Below are 21,535 nucleotides of genomic sequence, written 5' to 3'. Positions count from 1 at the left end.
TTTAAGCCACTGCTGTCCGATTTAAGTTGACGAGCGTTCCTGCACCCTTCCCCAACTGGGGTGTCTCGACGGTTCCACCCCCTCGACGTCATCCTCGGGCTTGACCCGAGGATCCATGACCCTTTGATTTCGTTGAGAAGAATGGATCCTCGGCTCAAGGCCGAGGATGACGGCAGTGGGCTTGTGTTCGAGGACGACGTTCGTCGGCGTGGCGCGGTTACATCGCGATATAACGATCATTCCGGTGATTGATCGCAATCACCAAATTCATCACCAGCGCACCGAGAATGGAGCAGAGAATGATGAAGGGGGTGGCGACGAAGAAGGAGAAGAACAGGACCGTGCAATCGAATGCGAGTTGCGTGAGGCCAGCGCGGATGCCGAAACGGTCCTGAATATAGAGCGCCAGAATGCCGAAGCCGCCGAGGCTGGCGCGGTGGCGGAAAAGGGCGAGCATGCCAGCCGCCACCGTCAGCCCGCCGAAGGCTGCGGCGATGACCGGGTTGACATTCTGCAAGACGATGAGGTGCGGCAGATATTCCGAAAGCAGCGCCGTCGAGCCCACGGCGCAGAAGGTCTTGATGGTGAAGGCAAGCCCGAGGCGGCGCAGCGCCAGATAATAGAATGGCAAGTTGGCGAGGAAGAAGATCAGGCCGAAGCTGAGGCCTGTCGCATAATGCAGGAGAAAGGCGACGCCCACCACGCCGCCGGTCAGCAGCCCGCCGCCGGAGAGAAGAACGACGCCGAGCGAGATCAGCATGCTGCCTGCGATCACGGCCAGTGCATCTTCCAGCAACGAATGCTTCGCCGATGTCGATGTCCAGAATTTCGCCAGTTTTCGTTGCGCAACGTCGCTCATGATCGCCCCCGATAAGCTCATGCCTGTCTTTGCGCCGGGTGAGGCAAAAATTCAAGCGTCAGCGCACGACGATGTAGCGATCCGAGCGGTGGTTGATGGTGAGGAACAGGTTCAGCACGAAAGCGCCGACGATGGAGTAAAGCACCGTCTGCGGATTGATGACGGAAAAGGCGGCGATCATCACGCAGATATCGAAAGCAAGCTGAAGGAGACCGGCGCGAATGCCGAAGCGATCCTGAATATAGATCGCCAGAATGCCGACGCCGCCAAGGCTTGCACGGTGGCGGTAGAGCGCGAGCAACCCGTAGCCTAAAAGCAGGCCACCGAGAACGGAGGCGAAAAGCGGATTGATGCTATCTATCACCATCCAGCGCTGCTCCAGTTCCGTCAGCACCGAAACGAGTCCGATGGCAATGAAGGTTTTCAGCGAGAAGGCAAGCCCAAGGCGGCGGAAGGAAAGATAATAGAAGGGCAGATTGACGAGGAAGAACATGAGCCCGAAGCTGATGCCGAAAGCATAGTGGATCAGGAAGGCAACGCCCGCCGTACCGCCGGTCAGCAGACCGACTTTACTCAGCAGATAGAAGCCGAGGGCAGAAACGATGCTGCCAGTCACGATGCCCTGAATGTCTTCCACCGGCGCATGTTTTGCAGGATCGGCACTCCACATGCCATAGACGCTTCTCGTGAATGCCATGCCGAACTCCGGGAAAAAACCGCTTCGATTTTTATGAGATGTCCCGCGTCCTGCCATTCGCAGAAGCCCTGAGACGCCTTTATTTTGCACTGCAAAAAGCGTCTCGACAACATGCTTCCGTCAGCAGTGCTGACCTATCGATAAAAATGCAATAAGCGAGAAGGTCAGCCCTGTTTTCTGGCAAGAAACAGAATGCCGGACAGGGGTTTTCCGGCATCTTTGCGAATGGTGGTTTTTCGGGTTTGCAGCACTTCCATGCCAAACGAGGTCAGCAGCGTGCGGACATAGGCTTCGGAATGCGCATAACGCAGCGAGGGTTGCAACACGAAACCCTCCTCGCCATCCGCATCCTCCACTGAAAAGGCGAAGAGCCCCTGGTCGGCCAGCAGCGCCCTCACCAGCGGCATCACGGCTTCGAGGCTTCCGAGATACATCATCACATCCGCTGCGGCGACAAGATCGGCCCGGTCCTTCGCAAGCCCTTCGGCAAACAGCCCGGACGCATCCTCATCCAGCGAAAGATCTGCCTGTGCCAGATGGTGATAAATGCCTTTTTCTTCCGCCTTGGACAGCATGTTGGTGGAAATGTCGAAGCCTTCCAGCCGCTCGGTCCAGTCGTGAATTTCCACGCCGAGAAGCCCGGTGCCACAGCCGATATCCACGATACAGCCAAAACGTCCGCCTTCCGGGCGAACGGTTTCGATCAGCGCCGCCAGCTTTTCCGGCACGCTATATTCCAGCTTTTTGACGAGAGACGTCTCGAAACGGTCGGCGTAATCGTCGAACAGACCTTCCACATAGCGGCTCGACGGCTGTTCCGGGGTTTCGGCGGCGCCCAGCACGGCGAGTTTCAAGGGAGCGGCGAAAATCCCCTCATCATCCAGCTCGGCTACCTTTTCATAGGCCTCGACTGCCTTTTCCGCGGCACCCGCCTTCTCGCTATATTCTCCCAGCCGAAACCAGCCCGCCGCCCATTGCGGCGTCAGTTCCAGCGCCTGCTCGATCAGCTCTGCGGCAGCGGCATGGTCTCCGCTTTCAGCCAGCATGCGGGCATAATCGGCGCGACGGTCCGCAATGACATCGCCGGAAGAAAGCTGGTTCTGGGCCATTCGCAAATTTTTCCTGAAGGAGGTGGGCTCTCTTTCATCAAGCCATAAAAAAACTCAAGTCCTATTTCATGGCGGCAACAAGATGGCTCGCCAAAGCTTGCATGGAAGCCATAGTCTTCATATGTCTTGCTTTGGAAATTAGGAGATTTGCTGATGGCCGGTGAGGTCAACAAAGTGCTGGGTGACAGCGTTGGGCGCACGATCGTCAAGCTTCTGGTCGTATCGCTGATCGTCGGTTTTGTGATGGCCGTGTTCGGCCTGACCCCGTGGAGCATCATTTATGGCGTCAGGGATTTCGTACTGAACCTTTGGCACACCGGCTTCCGTGCGCTCGGAAGCGTCGGAGATTATCTCCTTGCGGGTGCGGTGATCGTCATCCCCGTCTTCATCATTCTTCGACTTTTGAGTTTCCGCGGCTGACATGACCGAACATTCCCTGACGACATTTTCCCGGCGCGGCTTCGTGCTGCTTTCCGCTGGCTCCGTTCTATCCGCCTGCGTTTCCGTTCCCACCAACAAGGGCGTCTCTTCCGGCGCGCGGGATGAAACGGCAGCGGCACTGCCCATGGTCAACGAGCTTCGCCGTTCCAAGGGCCTATCCACGCTTTCCGCCAACAGCGCCGCGCAACAGGCTGCCATCTTTCAGGCCAACCGCATGGTCAAGGCCCAGAAAATGGCCCACCTCATCGGCCTTACCGACAGCTTCCTCATCCGCATGAAAAATGGCAACGTCCCACTGCCCGCAGCCGAAAACGTGGCCGCCGGACAGGACACGGTGGAGCGCGTGGTCAAAGCCTGGATCGGCTCTCCGCACCATCTGGAGAATATGCTGGGCAATTATGGCGGGCTCGGCTTGGCGGTTGCTTACGACGGGGCTTCGAAGAACCGGCCTTACTGGGCCATGGTTTTGTGTGCTTGACGCGGCCTAATCGCGCCGGAACAGCAAACTTGCACCCCAGCCGGTGATCACAGCCAGCAGCACGCAAAGAATGCCATAAACCACCGGTGTCTGATGGGCAGCGTTGGTTATGGCCTGTTCCATGCCGGTTTTTACCACGCGCAGGCGTAGTTCTTTTTGGGCAATCGGGGCGCCACTCTTGAAGAGGAAGGCGCGGGCGGTGTGGACGCCGTTGGGAACGTTTGCAGGGAGGCGCAGTGTGGCCCAGAACAGGCCGGTACGTTCCAAGCGAACGCCGGTCGTATCGTTGCGGTAGATGCCGCTGGACAGTTTCAGGCGGCGGAAAGCGTCTTGGAAGTCATAGACATTATCCGGCACGCCGGAGAAGACCGCGCTGTTCAGCGGCAGGTGTTCCACGCCAAGGCCCATGGCCTTCAACGTGCCGGCAGATGCGATATCGTTGATGTTGCGCGTGCTGGCCATGGAATAGGATTCCGGCAGCGGCGCGAATGTGATGGCGCTGGTATTGATCCAGATGCCCGCAACGCGGCTTTTCTTGCGCACCGTCGTATATTCGTTCGGGCCTTCCAAAGTCACGACAATGTCATATTGACCGATGGCGAGCAGCAGCTGATCGGCATTGTTGAGCGCGCCGAACATCGTGAAATCGGCACCGCGAAAATCCGAGGCGATGGAGATTTCAGAGGTCGACGCGCCGATCTCGATATTTTCCTGAAGCGTGCGGGGCTGGCCATCCGCGCTTGGCGATATGGCGAGCGGCGGCGTCTGTGCCGTGGCAAGACCTGCCGAAATACCAAGCATCATCACGATCAGGGCAGCGCGGATCAATAGCCCAGCCCTCCGACGGCAACGGAAAACAGGTCGTCCGGGTGAACCACCAGGCCGATGGCAAGGCGGATGCCGACGGCAAGAACCAGAAGTGCCAGCAGCGCGCGCAGCTGTTCGCCACGCAGCTTCTGACCCACGCGCACGCCATATTGCGCACCGACGACACCCGCCAGCATGAGGATGAAGGCAAGCACGATATCGACGGAGTAGTTCGTCGCGGCCTGCACGATAGTCGTATAGGCGGTGACGAAAATGATCTGGAACAGCGATGTGCCGACAACGACATTGGTGGGGATGCGCAGGAGATAGATCATGGCCGGGACCATGATGAAGCCGCCGCCCACACCCATGACGGAGGTGAGAATGCCGATGCCGAAGCCGAGAACGATGATGGGGATGACGCTGAGATAGAGCTTCGATTTCTTGAAGCGCATCTTCAGCGGCAGGCGGTGCACCCAGTTGTGGTGGCCGGGGCGGCGAAGCGTCACGGTCTCATTGCGCGCGCTGCGGCGAATGGCCGAGATGCTTTCCTTCAGCATCAACCCGCCCACGGTGGATAGAAGGATGACGTAAAGCAGCGAAATGATGAGATCGAGCTGGCCGATGCTGCGCAGAAGCGTGAACAGCCATACGCCGACCGTTGCCCCGCAGAGACCGCCGATCAACAGCATGAAGCCCAGCTTCACATCCAGCGTGCCGCGACGGAAATGGGTGATCGACCCTGAAACGGAGGAGGCGACGACCTGATTTGCGCCCGTTGCGACGGCAACGACCGGGGGGATATTGTAGAAGATGAGCAGCGGCGTGATGAGGAAGCCGCCGCCGACCCCGAACATGCCGGAAAGAAAGCCGACAGCCGCGCCCATGCCGAGGATGATGAAAATATTCACCGACAGTTCTGCAATGGGCAGATAGACAGTCACATCAGGACCCCGGACATCGTTCCGTGCAAAAGGCAAAGCCGCCGTCAGACGCGCTTCAAGGACATTTTTCTCATGTGCAGGCAGGGGCAGCGAAGCCCGCCGCGTTGCCATGGTCATGCCCATGGAGGCAGTGACTGTCAATTATTCAAAGGCAAATACGTTGATATTTTGGAAAGAAGAACAGGCCGTGATGTTTCCATCACGGCCTGTCGCGTTTTCCTACAGAAAATCGGCTTATTTGTTGCGTGCCAGAAGCGCCGTCACCAGTTCGTCGGTGATGCGCCCATCGGGGCTCTGGCCAACGGATTTCTGGAATTCCTTGATGGCGGTGACGGTGTTCTTGCCGAGCTTGCCATCTGGGTTTCCCGCGTTGAAGCCGTTATTGTTGAGGATTGCCTGAATGTTGCGGATGGCCTTCTGCATATCGACCGATGAGGTCTTCACGGCATCGCCATTCGTCCACTCGTCGGGCAGGTTCACGCCATTGGCATCTTCGTTGAGAGGAAGAACCTTCCACGCCTCGACCTTTGCCTTGGCGCTGGCAAGCTGTTCCGGTTTCATGGCCTTTGCCACATCTTCGCGCTTCTGCGCGGCATCGGCATCGCCATCGCGGGCGGCAATGGCAAACCACTTGTAGGATTCTTCCAGGCTCTGCTGAACGCCGCTGCCGCGGGCATAGAGAATGGCGAGGTTGAACTGGCTGTCACGAACGCCAAGATCGGACGCCTTAATGAACCAATCGGCAGCAGCCTTGAAATCCGGCTGACCGGCGGCATCGGATGCAAGCAGCACGGCGAGATTGTGCATAGCACCCGCATTGCCCTGACTTGCGGCCATTTCGTAATAGCGCTTGGCTTCCGGCAGGTTGCGCTCCACGCCGTTCGCCTTCTCGTACATGTTGCCCAGACGGTACTGCGCGGGGGCAAAGCCACGGTCCGCCGAAAGCTTGTACCACTTGGCCGCTTCTGCGCGATCCGCAGCAACGCCGAGGCCATCGGTGTAACGCGATGCGATTTCGAAGAGAGCGAGCTTGTCACCCTTGGCAGCGGCTTCGGAAAGAGAAGCAGGCGTGATGCCAGCGGGCACGGAGATGGTCTCTGCGGGCTGTTCGGCAACAGGCTGCGCTTCCACCGGCTGCGGTGCATTCTGCCGAAGGCCAGCGGACTGGAAGGTTGACGGTTGCGGAATGTCGTCTGCGTTGCGGATTGCCGCTTCGACACTTGTGCTCGGCTGAAGATGCTCGGCCACGTCATTGCCGTGGGCAGGTGCCGGAGCCTGAACGGCGGGCGCTTCATCCGGCAGTTTCGCGCCGCCAATGGGGCGCGTGTCGATCAGGTGCTGGCCCTTGTCCGCATCGGCCTGCATGCGGTCGGCTGCGGCCTGTACCTTCTCATCCACGGGCGCAACGGAGGGAACCGTGACAGCAGGTTCGATGACGGGCATTTGCGGGGCCGCAGTGGATGCAGCGGTCGGTTCGACGGCAGGCGTACCGGTGGTCAGCGGCGCGAGGGGTGCCTGCTCCGGGCTGACGAGGGACTTGACCATGGGCATGGCCATCATTGCCAGCAGAATTGCGCCGATGCCGAGAAGCAGCGGGCGGCGATAGCGCGCCAGCGCGGATTCGCTTTTTGCAGCCTGACCATCGCGCTGTACAGCGGAGGAGGAGGCTTTTTCGGGCAGCGTTTCCTGAGCGGCGGCCTGTGCGGCACGGCGGGCGGCGGCAATGAAATCGGCGCGGTTATCGCCATCCTTGGCACCGGCGCGTGCGGCGGCGTTCTGGCTGGCGCGCACGCGCTCAAGGATTTTCTTGACGTCCGGTGCGCCGGAGCCGGGCTCCAGCAACTCGTTATCCTCATCCGAAGACAGAACGTCGATAGGGTCGAGCGCTGGCGCGGGATTGACCTGCGTGCGTGCCCTGACTTCAACGACCGGCGCTTCCTCGGTCTTGGCCGCGCTGGACTTGAAGCGGCGCGTGAGGCTGGACAGCAGACCGCGTTTTTCCTCGACCACCGGCTTTACGGCTGCGGGCGGAACGATGGTATCGACAGCAAGATCACCCTGCACGGCCTGCGCCTGAGTTGCGGCGATCAGCCCTTCTTCGGGATAGGCGGCGGCAGGCATGCGTGCCGGGGAGGAGGGTTCCTCTTCCTCGTAAACGGGTTCTGCTGCACGGGGATTGTCCAGCGCATCCAGACGGCCTGCGATTTGCACCAGCGTTTCATGCAGCGCCTCGAAGGTGCGGTGCGTGCGCTCTTCCGTGTTGCGGCTTAGGCCTTCCAGCTTGCGCAGGTCGTTGGCAAGTTCCGCCAGGACAGCCATGTCAGCCGGGCTCGCGGTGTTTGCGAGATTGTTGCGGGTATGCGATTCCAAGACCGCTTCCGCCGCCTGACGGGCCGCCTCGATGATATATTCGTCGTTGGACGCCATATAGTCTTCGATGGCACTCATGCGGGCATCGAGTTCCGGTGGCATGCCCATTGGCTGAGGGCCGCTCTGCTCCTTCAGGATCGACGACAGGCTGGCGATCTGGTTTTCAAGGCTTGCAAGCGCGCCGGTGTCGGTGTGGCCGGAACGCGTCGTTTCGTCCAGCTTGGCGGCAATCTTGCCGAGGCGCTCTTCAAGGCGCAGGAAGGCGGAATCGTACGACGCGGTCTTGCCGGAAGCCGGGCGGGCTTCGATATCCTCGATTCGGCGAGCGATCTTTTCCAGACGCTCGGCAAGCTTCTCGTTGACGGCACCGCTGCCCAGCTGATCGATTTTCTTGGAAATATCGCTGAGGAACGAGGTCAGTTCCGGTTGGCTGGAAGGGCGCTGCGAACGCTCCAGAAGCAACGAGAGCTGGTCCAGCCTTTCGCTGAGCTTTGAGACGTGGCGCTCGGAGGACAGGTCCTCGATCCGGTTTGCCAGCGCATCGAGACGCGATGTCAGCGCTTCGGACGGCTTGTCCTTGGCGGCAACGTCCTTCAGCTGATCCAGCTGGCGTGACAGGCCGCTGAGGCGGTTTTCCAGCCGTTCTGCAAGCGCGTTGTCTGCGGACTGTTGCGGACGATTGCTGGCCGCGGCAATGGCGCGGCTGATCTCATCCAGCCGATGATCGAGACCGGAGAAATGTTCGCTGAGAATGCGGTCGTTCGGCTGGACGTGGCGGCCCAGCTGCTCGACGAAACCGGCAATGGTGATGAGCTTGTCTTCCAGCGCGCGAATGGCTGGGCTTTCGCTCATGCTGCCGATCTGGCCCTTGATGTCATCCAGACGATAGGCAAGCGCAACGATTTCTTCCTGCAAGGGGGCCGTATCGAAGCCGCGCAGCGTATCCTCGACATTGTCCCAACGGCGCTCCATGCGGTGCACGCTGTCTTCGCGCGCCATCTGGTCCACGAGCGCGCGCAGCTCCTCGAATTCGGAACGCAGCGCATCCGCATCCGGCGCGGAGGTGTTGCCGAGGAGGTTGATGCTGGCGGCAAGGCGCGCCACATCCTCACGGATATCCTCGGCGAAATCCTGATTTTCGGCAAAAGAGCGAATGTTGCGCAGCTCGCTGCGAACGCCCTGCATTTCGCGCGCAACGCCTTCGGAAATCTCGTTCTTCAGCTCCTGGCGCAGATTGACCAGAGCTTCGGCGACTTCGCGAAGTGCCGCATCGCTTTCTGCAGGCGCTGGAGCGGGCGCCGTCGCAGGTGTTGGCCGCATGCGTTCGGCGCGCGGCTGTTCCACGGGGGCGGAAGGGCGGGGGCGATGGGCGGGAATAGCGGTCGAGGTGCGGTAATCGCGCTCGTCGTAGCGGCGCTCCTCATAACGGTCGCTCGCGCGGGCAGGGCGGCTGATTTCGGACTGCTCGCGCTCCCAGCGGGCATCCAGGGCCTGCTGGCGCTTGCGAATTTCATCGACGGGATCGAAGCGTGGCGGCTCTGGCTCGCGCGCGGCACGCGGCGGCTGAGGCCGGGCTTCCGCACGGCTGTCACGATCCGGATCCTGACGGTTGCGGCCTGTCTGCGCGCCGAGCAAATCCTCGAGGCGAGCTTCCAGACCTTCGATGGTACGATTGAGCGCGTCCAGAGACGACCTGTCACTGTTTCGCTGGGAATTCGATCGCAATCCGCTCATCTTCCTGCTCGCTTCGTCTTTTGCCTGTTGTGTTGCTTCACCCGCTGGCCAGTGGGCGAAACAAAGGTCTTTTGCATTTCATGACAGGAACCACATTGCATTTCGAAGCAGTCCCCCTGAACAGGAACAATTGCCGGGATATGGTTAATTAATTATTAATTAGAGATTCCTGTATTAACACTTATTTAAATATCAGGCTTGCGCGAGGCTTAATCAGAATGACACCTTCTTGAAGCAAGCTGTCTTCCACGCCCAAAATTTCTCCACAAAGCAAATTGACGTTTACGCGCACGTCAAATATTGTGACGTCATCTTGAGGCCGGATCAGGTCCGGCGAGCGATGCGGAGGAACATCGGTAATGCCTGTTTACAAGGCCCCTGTTAAGGATACGCTTTTCATTCTCAACGACGTTCTGGGTCTGGAGCGTTACAATAATCTGCCCGGTTTCGAAGACGCAACGCCCGACATGATCGAGGCGATTACCGGCGAGGCTGCAAAGCTTGCCGAAGAACAGCTTTTCCCGCTCAACCTTTCCGGCGACCAGCAGGGTTGCAAGCGCGCCGACGACGGCTCGGTTTCCGTGCCGGATGGCTTCAAACAGGCATATGACGCCTATTGCGAAGGTGGCTGGAGCGGTCTTGCCGTACCGGCAGAGTTTGGCGGGCAGGGCCTTCCCTATACGCTTCACGCGGCTGTCGGCGAATATATGTCTTCGGCCAACCTGTCGCTGATGATGTATCCGGGCCTGACGCAGGGCGCAATTGCCGCGATCCTCGTGCACGGCACGGACGAGCAGAAGCAGACCTATCTGCCGAACATGGTTGCTGGCACATGGTCCGGCACCATGAACCTGACCGAGCCCCATTGCGGCACGGACCTCGGCCTTCTGCGCACCAAGGCGGTGCCGCAGGGCGATGGTTCCTACAAGATCACTGGCCAGAAGATTTTCATCTCTGCTGGCGAACATTCCATGACGGGCAATATCGTCCATCTGGTTCTCGCCCGCATCGAAGGCGCGCCGGAAGGCACGAAGGGCATTTCGCTCTTCATCGTGCCGAAGTTCATGGTCAAGGAAGACGGTTCGCTGGGTGATCGCAACGGCGTCGTCTGCGGCGCCATCGAGCACAAGATGGGCATCCACGGCAACGCGACCTGCGTGATGAACTATGATGACGCGACCGGCTATCTCATCGGCGCGGAGAACAAGGGCCTGTCGGCCATGTTCGTGATGATGAATGAAGCCCGCCTCGGCGTTGGTCTTCAGGGTCTTTCTATCGGCGAAATCGCCTACCAGAACGCCGCCGATTATGCGCGTGAGCGCATTCAGGGCCGTTCGCTTTCCGGTGCCAAGAGCCCGGACAAAAAGGCCGATCCAATCATCGTTCACCCGGACATTCGCCGCACGCTGCTGACGATCCGCGCCTATAACGAAGCGGGCCGCGCCTTCCTGCTGTGGACCGCGCTGCAATCGGATATCGCGCACCGCTCGACAGACGAGAAGGAGCGCCAGACGGCTGACGATCTTCTCGGGCTCGTTACACCGATCCTGAAAGGTGTGCTGACCGACAAGGGTTTTGACCACGCGGTTGCCGCCCAGCAGGTCTATGGCGGCCACGGGTACATCGAGGAACATGGCATGAGCCAGTATGTCCGCGATGCCCGCATCACCATGATCTATGAGGGTGCCAACGGCATTCAGGCGCTCGATCTCGTGGGCCGCAAGCTCGGCCTCAATGGCGGCCGCGCCGTCATGGCCTTGTTCAAGGAAATCGGCGATTTCTGCGAGGAAAACCGCGCCGACGAAAACCTCGTCATCTACACCAAGGGCCTGAAGAAGGGCTTGAACGACCTGCAGGCCGCGACCATGTGGTTCATGCAGAACGCCATGGCGAAGCCCGACAATGCCGGTGCCGGATCCACCGATTACATGCACCTCTTCGGCGTGGTGGTGCTGGGTTACATGCACGCCCGCATGGCAAAGGCCGCGCAGGCAGCCTTGGCTTCCGGCTCTTCGGATGAAGAGTATCTGAAGGCCAAGCTGGTAACGGCGAAGTTCTTCATGGAGCGCATCATGCCGGAAACGGTACTGCGCAAGACCCGCATCGAGGCTGGTAGCGATACGATGATGGAGCTGGCTGCGGAGGCATTTTGAGGGCGGTCGAGGCAAGATTGACCCCTCACTTGCAATTTCTGAAACTTAGCTGACGCTAAGATTTCGAAATTGCTTTCTCTCCCACAAGGGGAGAGATAGGTGGCTGCCGTGCCACTTGCGCCTTTACCTCTCCCCTTGTGGGAGAGGATACAAAATCAAGATCTTAGCAAAGCTAAGTCTTAGATTTTGTTGGTGAGGGGTTTTCTTCTCACCCGAGAGATCAAAGGGCCTTGCGCCCACAGGGAGATGAGAAATGACCGACGTTTATATCTACGACCACGTCCGCACCCCTCGCGGACGCGGCAAAAAGGACGGTAGCCTGCACGAAGTGCCGTCCGTTCGCCTCGCCGCAAAGACGCTGGAAGCGATACGCGACCGCAACGGCCTCGATACAGCAACCGTCGATGACATCATCATGGGCTGCGTCGACCCCGTCATGGATGCCGGTGCCGTGATCCCGAAGGCCGCCGCCTTCGAGGCTGGCTACTCTACCAAGGCACCGGGCATGCAGATTTCGCGCTTCTGCGCCTCAGGTCTCGATGCCGTCAACTTCGCCGCGGGCAAGGTCGCAGCCGGTTCGGACGAAATCGTTATCGCGGGTGGTGTCGAAAGCATGTCGCGCGTCGGCATGGGCATGTCCGGCGGTGCCTGGTATATGGACCCATCGGTCAACTTCCCCGGCTTTTTCATGCCGCAGGGCGTGTCTGCCGATCTCATCGCCACCAAATACGGCTTCTCCCGCGATGACGTCGATGCCTACGCCGTCGAAAGCCAGAAGCGCGCCGCCCACGCCTGGGAAAACGGCTACTTCAAAAATTCCGTCGTTCCCGTAAAAGACCAGAACGGCATCACCATTCTCGACCGCGACGAACACATGCGCCCCGGCACGGACATGCAGGCGCTGGCCTCGCTCAACGCATCCTTCCAGATGCCGGGCGAAATGGGCGGCTTCGAAGCCGTCGGCATCATGGCCCACCCGGAAGTGGAGCGCATCAACTACGTCCATCACGCCGGTAACTCCTCGGGTATCGTCGATGGCGCGGCTGCCGTGCTGGTCGGCTCGAAAGCCGGTGGCGAGAGCATGGGCCTGAAACCCCGCGCCCGCATCCGCTCCTTCGCCAATATCGGCTCCGACCCGGCACTGATGCTGACCGGCCCCGTCGATGTCACCGAAAAGCTGCTGAAGAAGACCGGCATGTCGATTTCCGATATCGACCTCTTCGAACTCAACGAAGCCTTCGCCGCCGTCGTGCTGCGCTACATGCAGGCCTTCGACATCAGCCACGACAAGATGAACGTCAACGGCGGCGCCATCGCCATGGGCCATCCGCTCGGTGCCACCGGCGCGATGATCCTCGGCACGGTGCTGGACGAGCTTGAACGCCGCGATTTGAATACGGCGCTGGTCACGCTCTGCATCGGCGCGGGCATGGGCACGGCGACTGTTATCGAGCGGGTTTGATCGAGGCTTCATACCTCTCCGCCGTCATCCTCGGGCTTGACCCGAGGATCCACAGCGACGCCGCTGGATGGTCGGGTCAAGCCCGACCATGACGGAGAGAGAGGCAGCCGGGCAGAAAAATTCAGGGAAGAGGAATCCCACAATGAGCACTTACACCAATTTCACCGTCGAAACCGACACAGACGGCGTCGCCCTCGTCACTTGGGACATGCCGGAAAAATCCATGAATGTCTTCACCGCAGAAGTGCTGGAAGAGCTGGACGCCATCGTCGATGCGACCGTTGCAGACGCTGCCGTCAAAGGCGTGGTCTTCACCTCCGGCAAGAGCACCTTTTCCGGCGGTGCCGATCTCTCCATGATCAAGTCGATGTTCTCCTTCTACCATGAAGAGAAGGAAAAGAACCCGGACGAGGCGGCGCAGAAGCTGTTCGATCTGGTCGGCAAGATGAACTGGCTCTATCGCAAGATCGAAACCAACGGCAAGCCATGGGTTTCGGCCATCAACGGCACCTGCATGGGCGGTGCGCTGGAGCTTTCGCTGGCCTGCCATGGCCGTGTGGCCTCCAACGCGAAAAGCGTAAAAATGGCTCTGCCGGAAGTCAAGGTCGGCATCTTCCCCGGTGCCGGTGGTACGCAGCGCGTGCCGCGCCTCACCGATGCCCAGTCCGCGTTGCAGATGATGACGACAGGCCAGACGCTGACAGCGCAGCGGGCCAAGGCCATGAACCTCGTCCATCAGGTCGTGGAGCCGGATCAGCTGATCCCAGCCGCAAAGCAGATGATCAAGGATGGGTTGAAGCCCGTTGCTCCATGGGATGAAAAGGGCTTCAAGGCCCCCGGCGGCGGCATCTGGACGCCAGCCGCAGCCCAGCTCTGGCCTGCCGCGCCCGCCATTTTGCGCCGCGAAAGTGCTGGCAACTACCCGGCTGCTCTCGCCATCCTCAAATGCGTTTATGAAGGCCTGCAACTGCCCTTCGATACGGCGTTGAAGGTCGAGCAGCGCTACTTCACGGAAATTCTCCGCTCGAAGGAAGCATTCGCGATGATCCGCTCGCTGTTCATCTCCATGCAGGAACTGGGCAAGGGCGCGCGCCGTCCCGCCGGTCAGCCGAAGAGCGACCTCCAGCATGTCGGCGTCGTCGGCGCTGGCTTCATGGGCGCATCGATTGCTTACGTCACCGCCGTTGCCGGTCTCGAGGTCACGCTCATCGACCGTGACGACGAAGCCGCCGCCAAGGGCAAGGCCACCTGCGAAGGTCTGGTGAAGGATTCGGTCGGCAAGGGCCGCATGACGCAGGAAGAGGCCGCCGCCATTCTCGCCCGCATCACGCCAAGCTCCGATTACGCATCGCTAAAGACCGCGAACCTCGTCATCGAGGCCGTGTTCGAAGACCGTGACGTGAAGAAGGCCGTTATCGAGGCCGTGGAGGCCGTGCTGCCGGAAGGCGCAATCTTCGCCTCCAACACCTCGACGCTGCCGATCACCGGGCTTGCAAAGAACTCCAAGCGTCCAGCGGATTTCATCGGCATCCACTTCTTCTCGCCGGTCGAAAAGATGATGCTGACGGAAGTCATCCTCGGCAAGGAAACCGGCGACAAGGCTCTGGCCGTGGCGCTGGATTATGTCGCCAAGATCAAGAAGACCCCGATCGTCGTCAACGACACCCGCGGCTTCTTCGTCAACCGCTGCGTGCTGCGCTACATGGCCGAAAGCTATGAAATGCTGATCGAAGGCGTTCCCGCAGCCATGATCGAAAATGCCGCGAAGTTCGCAGGCATGCCGGTCGGCCCGCTGGCGCTGAACGATGAAGTCGCCATCGACCTCTCCTACAAGATCCTGAAGGCCACCGCTGCCGATCTCGGCGACAAGGCGGTCGACCCGCGCCATATGGAACTGGTCAAGAAGCTGGTGGAAGACGAGGGACGCTTCGGTCGCAAGAACGCCAAGGGCTTCTATGACTACCCGGCAAAGCCTGCCAAGAAGTCTCTCTGGCCCGGCCTGAAAGACCTCTATGCGCAGAAGAAGCCGGAAGATTTGGACATGGACGTGTTGAAGCAGCGCTTCCTCGTCACCGTCGCTCTGGAAGCGGCCCGCACGGTGGAAGAAGGCATCGTCACCGATCCGCGTGAGGCCGATGTCGGCTCCATCCTCGGCTTCGGCTTCGCGCCTTACACGGGCGGTGCCCTCTCTTATATCGATGGCATGGGCGTCGCCAACTTCGTGGCGCTGGCGCAAAAGCTCGAAAGCGAATACGGCTCGCGCTTTGCGCCAACCCCGCTGCTGAAGGATCTGGCCGCAAAGGGCGAGACGTTCTACAGCCGTTTCGATCCCTATGCGGACGCTGCCAAAGCGGCCTGATCTGCCATCACTCAACCACAGACAGGCCCTTCGGGGCCTGTTTTGCTTTATGCGACAATTTTTAATTGTTTTATCGATGTATAATATGGCGCTATTACATAGCGTTAGGACGCGTCCTGCAAATTAACTCTGCTTCTATATTTATCCGTTACTTCGATGTTATTCTAATGACTCAGCAGCGGATTTCCCTCTATATGCGGTCAGGCAACAGGTGAGGCCCTGTCGTCATTCCCGTTTCGCGCCTCGACCCAGAGGACTTCTCATGAAAAGAACCATCCTAGCGGCAGCCATTGTTCTCGCGCCATTTTTCGCGCAGGCTGAAACGCTGAAATTCCCCAGCGAAGCGCCAATCGCATCGGTCAAGATTCCCGATGACTGGGGCCCGAAGGAAACCGAATCCGGCATTGACGCCACGTCTCCCGATACCGCCATATACTTCTCCATCGATGTCGCAAACGACAAGACCATGGACAAGGTCATCGATGACGCCATCAAGTTCCTGACCGACAACGGCGTGGAAATCGATGCCAGTTCGAAGTCCGACTCCGGCGATGTCGAAATCAACGGCATGAAGTTCGGCAGCCTCGAATTCGACGGCAAGGACGAAGACGGCCCCGTCGATGTCTCCCTCGGTTTCGCGTCTCCTCGCGACGGCAAGATGCTGGTCGTGACCTATTGGGGCTCCAAGGAAATGGGCGAAAAACATCACAACGAACTGGTCGGCATTCTCCAGTCCCTCAAGCCGGTTCGGTAATTCATTCCGCTGAATTACGATTTCATATAACTGAAAAGAGCCCGCGGCAACTTCACTCCCGCGGGCTTTGTTCGTCTTTAAAGAATGGCTGGCGGCCCATGGCACTATCCCAGCATTTCAGCGAAGAGCTGCATCCTTTTGGCTGTTACCGCGTTTGGAAACTATCGATGTCGGACTGCGGCGATCGCAGTCAAAAACGCTGTATTTCAGAGGAGCATTACATGAAGGCGCCCGCACGATCCCACGGTTTTGAAAAGCCATCCGATCTGGAAGACGAGTTGGCGCAACTGGACGAGGAGCGCGCCGATCCCGAGTTGAACACGGCATCTGACGCCACTCCGGCGCGGCGAGGAATATCCACGAGCGCAAACCGCTCCATTCAGCGACAGATTGACGATCTGCGCACCGATCTCGAAGCGCTACGCAGACAGGTGGAGAAGCTTAGCGGCAAGAAGCCGCATCCCAAACATAAAAACGAAGAACTCGCAGCCTGGCTACCCATGATCCGCTCCATTGCGGTAACCTCGCTGGCAGGCCGAATTTTCGCATCCTCTCCAGTCATGGCCCTGCTGGTGGCCGCCGTGCCATTCGCGTTGGGCGTCTCCGCAGGTTCGAAATAAGCGGGCACATTCATCCTTCCTCAGAGTGGCAGGGTTGGAACTGTGGGGCTTTCACAAGTCCCACCCTTTCATCTTTGGGGCATCGAACGACGATCCACAGGCGCTTCTAAAAAACTGTCAAAAAAGTTGTTTTGGGCGCTTGCCATGGCCGAACAAGATGCTATAACCCCGCTCACTTCCGGGGCGGCAAACACTCCGGCGCTTGAAAAAGCAAAGGTTCACCAGAGCCTGTAGTGCCCGAATAGCTCAGTTGGTAGAGCAGCGGATTGAAAATCCGCGTGTCGGTGGTTCAAATCCGCCTTCGGGCACCATTTTTCTTCAATAATATCAAGATTTTATGGTGTGGATGCTTATCGGCGCTTTGTGATGTATCTCGTTTGGGTGTCATTCTGGGTGTCAATTGCTTGTGTAAGGCAATTCGCGGTGCAAAGATGACTGCTTAGGAATTTCTCTTAAATAGTGGCCACATCCTTATAACCCTGCAGTTTCTGAGGTCGGCGCGAGAGCTAAGAGTTATCGGGCCAAGTCGATAACAACGACATTGATTCGAGCCTTCAACTCGCTAGGCATATTGTCCAGAAGCTTCTGTCGAAGCTCCCTTGCAGACTTAATGTCATGCTTTTTTACGCCTGCAACGTCGGTCTCAGCTCCAAACCAGTAAACCAGATAGATACCCTGTCGGGCAGCGCTTGGATGAATTGAATAGCGTGCGTCCAATTGCTCTGCTGCTGCTGTGTAGAGTTCTCTGTGCCATTGCCCTTTCGCTTCGATTACCAGCAAAGCGTTTTGCCCGGCAATATTGCAGAGAATGCCGATATCCGTGCGATTGCTGTCGCGTTGATGCAGCTCAATGGCCACGTTCAAGCCCAACGTTTCGCAGCGCTGCTTGAGGCGGTCAGCAATGATTTTTGTCGTGCCGTTTTCATCCTTTCGGATGAACGTGCCATCACTCTGTTTGTCGTAGAACAGATTCACCGGATCAGTTTCTGAACCATTCAACCAGTCTTGAATTTCTTCAAATATTTCTATCAGTAACGCTCTCATATCCTCAACAGAAGCAATCTTCTGATTGTCGAGCATTTGTGTGACATCTTCCGGCGTGGGAGGTTCGAAACCCTCTAACGCTTGCTTTTTCAACGCACTTGCCTTGGTTGCCTTCAGGGAGATTGTGAAATCGGCAAAGCGCGTATCAGCAAGAAGGTTGTTGAGCACAGGGATTGAATGCATCGGCTTATCACGACCGATAGCCCACACGATGTCCGTTAGGAATCGATAGGCCGTTTGCTCTGGAGGATCGCCGGTGCCCCAGTGGTTTGGAAGGTGAACCTTGGGCCACAGATCAATGAACGTGGTTAAAATGATCTCAACCTTTTTTGCCGAGAGTTCCTTCCAACCAGAATGCTCATCGCGATTTAACCGACTTGCGACGGTTTCCAACGCCAAAAGTCTTTCTTTACTCTCTGATAGCCAATTGAGGGTGGCTTCATCAGGCATTTCACAGATAAAGAATTTTCGAAGACGCCAGAAGTCATGGGCAATTGTCCAGCGTTCGCTCTGCTTGTCGGTGCCGCTTGCGTTATCGAGATCAGCGAGACGTTCATCAACATACGTTTCGAGCCAACTGTTATCACAGCTGATCGAGACGAAGTCGAATAGGCTTTTCATCGTGTTCAGATGCATATGCGGGTAGCGCTGAATCCACTCTAAACATAGCTTATCACGTATAGGCTCGAATTGCGGTTTGTGCAGAATCCAATAGATTTTGGAGTGCTCTAGCTCAGTGCTGGCAATCTGAGGTTCGACGTAGCGGCGGGCGAAGTTTTCAGCGTCATCGGCGGTGGCCCAGATTTCTCTCTCTAGCTCATTACGGAAGGCCGGGATATCGTCTTTATTACCACCGCTATAAGATACGTCAGCGTCCGTTCTAACTGCCTGAAGGATTGATCGGTCAATCCCGCGTAGTGTTCCATTCTTGCGATAGTGTGCAAGGCATGCAGCATAAGCAACAGTAACTATTTTGAAAGTGCCACGTTCGATGGCTATTTTTTCCAACGGAGGGATGTCCGGCTTTAAGAAATCAAAGCTGTTGCAGAGTGCTCGGATATGAAACTCGTCGTCACCCATTTCGGGCAAGCGATCTATTTTGCCGAATAGGTAATTTCGCCCTATTTCTTTGAGCCATCCCCAATGGCGTCCTGATTCGATCTGAGCGCGGTTTTCGTCAAAATGTTCCTGATCTTTTCTACGGATTTCATCTTGTCTCCGATCTCGCTTACGTATCATCGCGGACCGCCGCAATAAGCACGGTTTTGATTGAGCGGAGTGCTCATTCATTGCCCTGTGCGCTAGCGTCCATTGTCTTAAGAAGGCCGGTTTTTCCAACGCCTGTTTCCGCATATGGGCGCGATAAGTATTTTGGAAATTTACCTTCTCGTACCGGCGATGGTGTTCAATGAAATACGACCAAAGAAGATCGTTGTCATGTTCGAAGGCAAAGTCAGTAAGCGCCTCAAGGTCAGCCTTTTTAAATGAGAGGCCTGAGTGACCGGGACCGGAGAACATACTGAATTTTAGATCAAATATTAAATCTCGGTCATCCAGTTCTTGGAAAGCAAGCCGATGTACGGCTTGACGAAGTTCGTCATTGGCCTGCAACTCCAAAACCGCCCGGCTATCGCTCCCGGAGCGTCCATATCTATATCGAACATTTTGAAGCCAACGCCAAAGCTGTTCCGCGTTTGGTTCCTGCACGCCAATTTCGAATAGGCGGTCCAACAACTTTCCGATCAAATAGCTTCGACCGTAACGGCAATAACAATTATGAAGCTCATTTTTATCGCAGTCGCATGTCAGGCCATCGCTTAAAGTATCAATTAGCGAAATCAATGCCCCCGCATCAAATATACTGATGAGTGATATGAGGAAATATCGGGACGTTTCTTCATCATATGTGTCGGGATCGGTCTGAAAGCAGTTTTCTGCAATTGAATAAAATAATCGATGTCCATCATTCAAAGAAAGGTGATTTGTATAACTAGCCTCGAAAAGTTCAGAGGCAAGTTCCACTGCTTGATGCGATTCTTCCGCTAGCAGAGCTTCAAACGTCCTAACGGTTTCAAAATTCGAATTTTCCGAAAGCACGCGCAGTGCGCGTGTGCGCTGGTATATATCCTGGCTTCTATCGAGCAAAAGCGTCGTCAAAAGATCGGTTAACTTCTCTGCCGCAGTTGTTCCTCTCAGAAGTTCCAACAACAAAGAACTTAATCCGTCAGATGTCGGCGTTTCCTCCAGAATTTTTTCGACGTCAGCAACAACATCTTCGGTAAAGAAGCCGTTCGCGCTGAACTCGCGCCACACGTCAGATCCCCTGAAATGGGGATTGATTTCGGCCACCTCAGCAAGCTTTTTAAGCAGGTAGGACTTAGATGACGCCGAAAGGAAAGATGGGTCACCGTTTGAGATGATGGCGTATGGATCAATGTCGATCACGGCACGTTCGACCGAAACTCCGCCTTCTGTGGCCATCCATGCCAGCAGTCCACGAAGTTCATCACGCGCTACATCGTTGGGTGCGATCACCGACATTAGGCGCTTAAGTGAAAGCCGATCTGATGGGGCTTCAATGCGTCGCGTTAGATACCGTGCAGCAGCATGTTCGGCGATGATGCGGTGAATTGGCTCATGCTGATCCTCTGAGTCAGCTGGCTTGAACAATCCGGTATGCGCGGCTTCATAGCCACTTCTACCTGTGCCCAATAATGCTGAAACAGATGGGAAGTCACGGTCGGCGTTTCGTTCCGTCAAACTGATACCGGACGCACCGCTCAAAAGCAGTTTGGAAAATAGTTCTTCCGCATGTGCTACCAGCTGTGGAGTGGGCGTCCTATCCGCTTTAATGATTTCCTCATTATTTTCACTCGCAAGCTGATTGATAGCGTCTGCAAATACCTTGCGCTTTGTTCCGAAATTTCCACCATTCTGCGTGTAGGCGTCTGCGAATATCTTCAGCATTTGAGGGTTGCCGAGCAAAGGGCCAATATCCAGACTGGCTAAGCCATCTTTGAATTTCTCGTAGCTATGATCCGGTTTGTAGGTTTCGAATAGTTTGAGCTGTTCATCTTGGTTTAGGGGCTTCAAATACGCTATTCGCGGCTCGACGCCGAAAACTTGCTTAACAGCCATCGTCCGTGCGTTTTCCCACTGCGCTGACCTACTGGCAAAAAATACTCTATCAGGGTTCAGTTCTTCCGCCTTGATAATCAACTGGTCAACAGCGGACTGGTCGATCTTGGCGACCTCATCAACACCGTCGATTATTAGAACAGTATTATCTTCGAATTTGGTTTTGTGCCGGAACTGACTGGCGCGAATACGTTGTACGCCAAAATGCGCGGCAAGCGACTTCATGAGTTCAGTTTTACCTGCGCCGGGTTCAGCGAGCAGAATGGTGACTCTATCGCCATTCTGCAAAAGCTGACCGCTTTCCAGCTTATCTCCGATCTGAACAAGGCGCTCTATGTACGTCATTTTGTCGGTGATCGCTGTGTTTAATGACCCTCTTAAATAACTTTAGTATACGCTTAGGGTCGGGTTGGCACCCTGTTGCATTCCAATGCCCACAACTTTTAAGTTACTTATTTGAAAGCAACTCCCTCGCTTTCGCCGACATGACGATGCCTTGACGCACAGCCACAGTTCGTGCGGCGTGCTTCTTTGCCCGTGCTTGATATTCCACGCCTTCGCAGCAC

At 57.1% G+C, this 21,535-nt stretch carries 14 protein-coding genes and 1 tRNA gene; 8 read left to right on the top strand and 7 right to left on the bottom strand.

Annotated elements, in window-relative coordinates; translation table 11 throughout:
• Window positions 1-217 precede the first annotated feature (217 nt).
• The 3 genes from CFBP5473_RS13500 to CFBP5473_RS13490 form a co-directional block, all read right to left on the bottom strand.
• Window positions 218-859: a YitT family protein gene (locus tag CFBP5473_RS13500; protein ID WP_037171638.1), complete on the bottom strand. Its 642-nt coding sequence runs from the start codon at window positions 857-859 to the stop codon at window positions 218-220.
• A 58-nt stretch (window positions 860-917) separates the two neighbouring features.
• Window positions 918-1,529, bottom strand: a complete 612-nt coding sequence (locus CFBP5473_RS13495; protein ID WP_037171645.1) for a YitT family protein — start codon at window positions 1,527-1,529, stop codon at window positions 918-920.
• Between the two features lie 191 nt (window positions 1,530-1,720).
• Complete coding sequence (locus tag CFBP5473_RS13490) at window positions 1,721-2,665, bottom strand: class I SAM-dependent methyltransferase (protein ID WP_027676809.1); 945 nt, start codon at window positions 2,663-2,665, stop codon at window positions 1,721-1,723.
• A gap of 153 nt (window positions 2,666-2,818) precedes the next feature.
• Between CFBP5473_RS13490 and CFBP5473_RS13485 the strand changes: the two genes are divergently transcribed.
• Both CFBP5473_RS13485 and CFBP5473_RS13480 read left to right on the top strand, forming a co-directional pair.
• The gene (locus CFBP5473_RS13485; RefSeq protein ID WP_027676810.1) at window positions 2,819-3,085 is read left to right on the top strand and encodes a DUF6460 domain-containing protein; all 267 of its coding nucleotides are present in this window, start codon (window positions 2,819-2,821) and stop codon (window positions 3,083-3,085) included.
• 1 nt (window position 3,086) lies between these two features.
• Window positions 3,087-3,584, top strand: a complete 498-nt coding sequence (locus tag CFBP5473_RS13480; protein WP_027676811.1) for a CAP domain-containing protein — start codon at window positions 3,087-3,089, stop codon at window positions 3,582-3,584.
• A gap of 6 nt (window positions 3,585-3,590) precedes the next feature.
• Here CFBP5473_RS13480 and CFBP5473_RS13475 read toward each other — a convergent pair whose 3' ends face one another.
• The 3 genes from CFBP5473_RS13475 to CFBP5473_RS13465 form a co-directional block, all read right to left on the bottom strand.
• Entirely contained in the window at window positions 3,591-4,388 is a 798-nt protein-coding gene (locus CFBP5473_RS13475; protein WP_051441396.1) for a TIGR02186 family protein, read from the bottom strand.
• 20 nt (window positions 4,389-4,408) lie between these two features.
• A complete protein-coding gene (locus CFBP5473_RS13470) occupies window positions 4,409-5,335 on the bottom strand; it encodes a sulfite exporter TauE/SafE family protein (RefSeq protein ID WP_027676813.1) in 927 nt (308 codons plus the stop codon).
• A 234-nt stretch (window positions 5,336-5,569) separates the two neighbouring features.
• Window positions 5,570-9,439: a peptidoglycan-binding protein gene (locus CFBP5473_RS13465; protein WP_027676814.1), complete on the bottom strand. Its 3,870-nt coding sequence runs from the start codon at window positions 9,437-9,439 to the stop codon at window positions 5,570-5,572.
• A 359-nt stretch (window positions 9,440-9,798) separates the two neighbouring features.
• On the opposite strand from CFBP5473_RS13465, the gene CFBP5473_RS13460 reads away from it, so the two are divergent.
• The 6 genes from CFBP5473_RS13460 to CFBP5473_RS13435 all read left to right on the top strand — a co-directional run bounded on the left by CFBP5473_RS13460 (window position 9,799) and on the right by CFBP5473_RS13435 (window position 17,098).
• On the top strand, window positions 9,799-11,592 hold the full coding sequence (locus CFBP5473_RS13460) for an acyl-CoA dehydrogenase C-terminal domain-containing protein (RefSeq protein WP_027676815.1): 1,794 nt from the start codon (window positions 9,799-9,801) through the stop codon (window positions 11,590-11,592).
• Window positions 11,593-11,845: 253 nt separating this feature from the next.
• Window positions 11,846-13,054, top strand: a complete 1,209-nt coding sequence (locus CFBP5473_RS13455; protein WP_027676816.1) for an acetyl-CoA C-acetyltransferase — start codon at window positions 11,846-11,848, stop codon at window positions 13,052-13,054.
• A gap of 142 nt (window positions 13,055-13,196) precedes the next feature.
• Window positions 13,197-15,413, top strand: a complete 2,217-nt coding sequence (locus CFBP5473_RS13450) for an FAD-dependent oxidoreductase (RefSeq protein ID WP_027676817.1) — start codon at window positions 13,197-13,199, stop codon at window positions 15,411-15,413.
• Between the two features lie 262 nt (window positions 15,414-15,675).
• On the top strand, window positions 15,676-16,167 hold the full coding sequence (locus CFBP5473_RS13445) for a hypothetical protein (protein WP_027676818.1): 492 nt from the start codon (window positions 15,676-15,678) through the stop codon (window positions 16,165-16,167).
• 221 nt (window positions 16,168-16,388) lie between these two features.
• Window positions 16,389-16,787 (top strand): hypothetical protein, encoded by a 399-nt coding sequence (locus tag CFBP5473_RS13440; RefSeq protein ID WP_027676819.1) that lies wholly within the window; start codon window positions 16,389-16,391, stop codon window positions 16,785-16,787.
• Window positions 16,788-17,022: 235 nt separating this feature from the next.
• A tRNA-Phe gene (locus tag CFBP5473_RS13435) sits at window positions 17,023-17,098 on the top strand.
• Between the two features lie 202 nt (window positions 17,099-17,300).
• Here the strand turns inward: CFBP5473_RS13435 and CFBP5473_RS13430 are convergent.
• Entirely contained in the window at window positions 17,301-21,314 is a 4,014-nt protein-coding gene (locus tag CFBP5473_RS13430; RefSeq protein WP_027676820.1) for an NACHT domain-containing protein, read from the bottom strand.
• Window positions 21,315-21,535 lie beyond the last annotated feature (221 nt).

It is taken from the genome of Agrobacterium larrymoorei (assembly GCF_005145045.1).
Taxonomy (GTDB): domain Bacteria; phylum Pseudomonadota; class Alphaproteobacteria; order Rhizobiales; family Rhizobiaceae; genus Agrobacterium; species Agrobacterium larrymoorei.
This window is presented reverse-complemented; position numbering and strand designations above follow the sequence as displayed.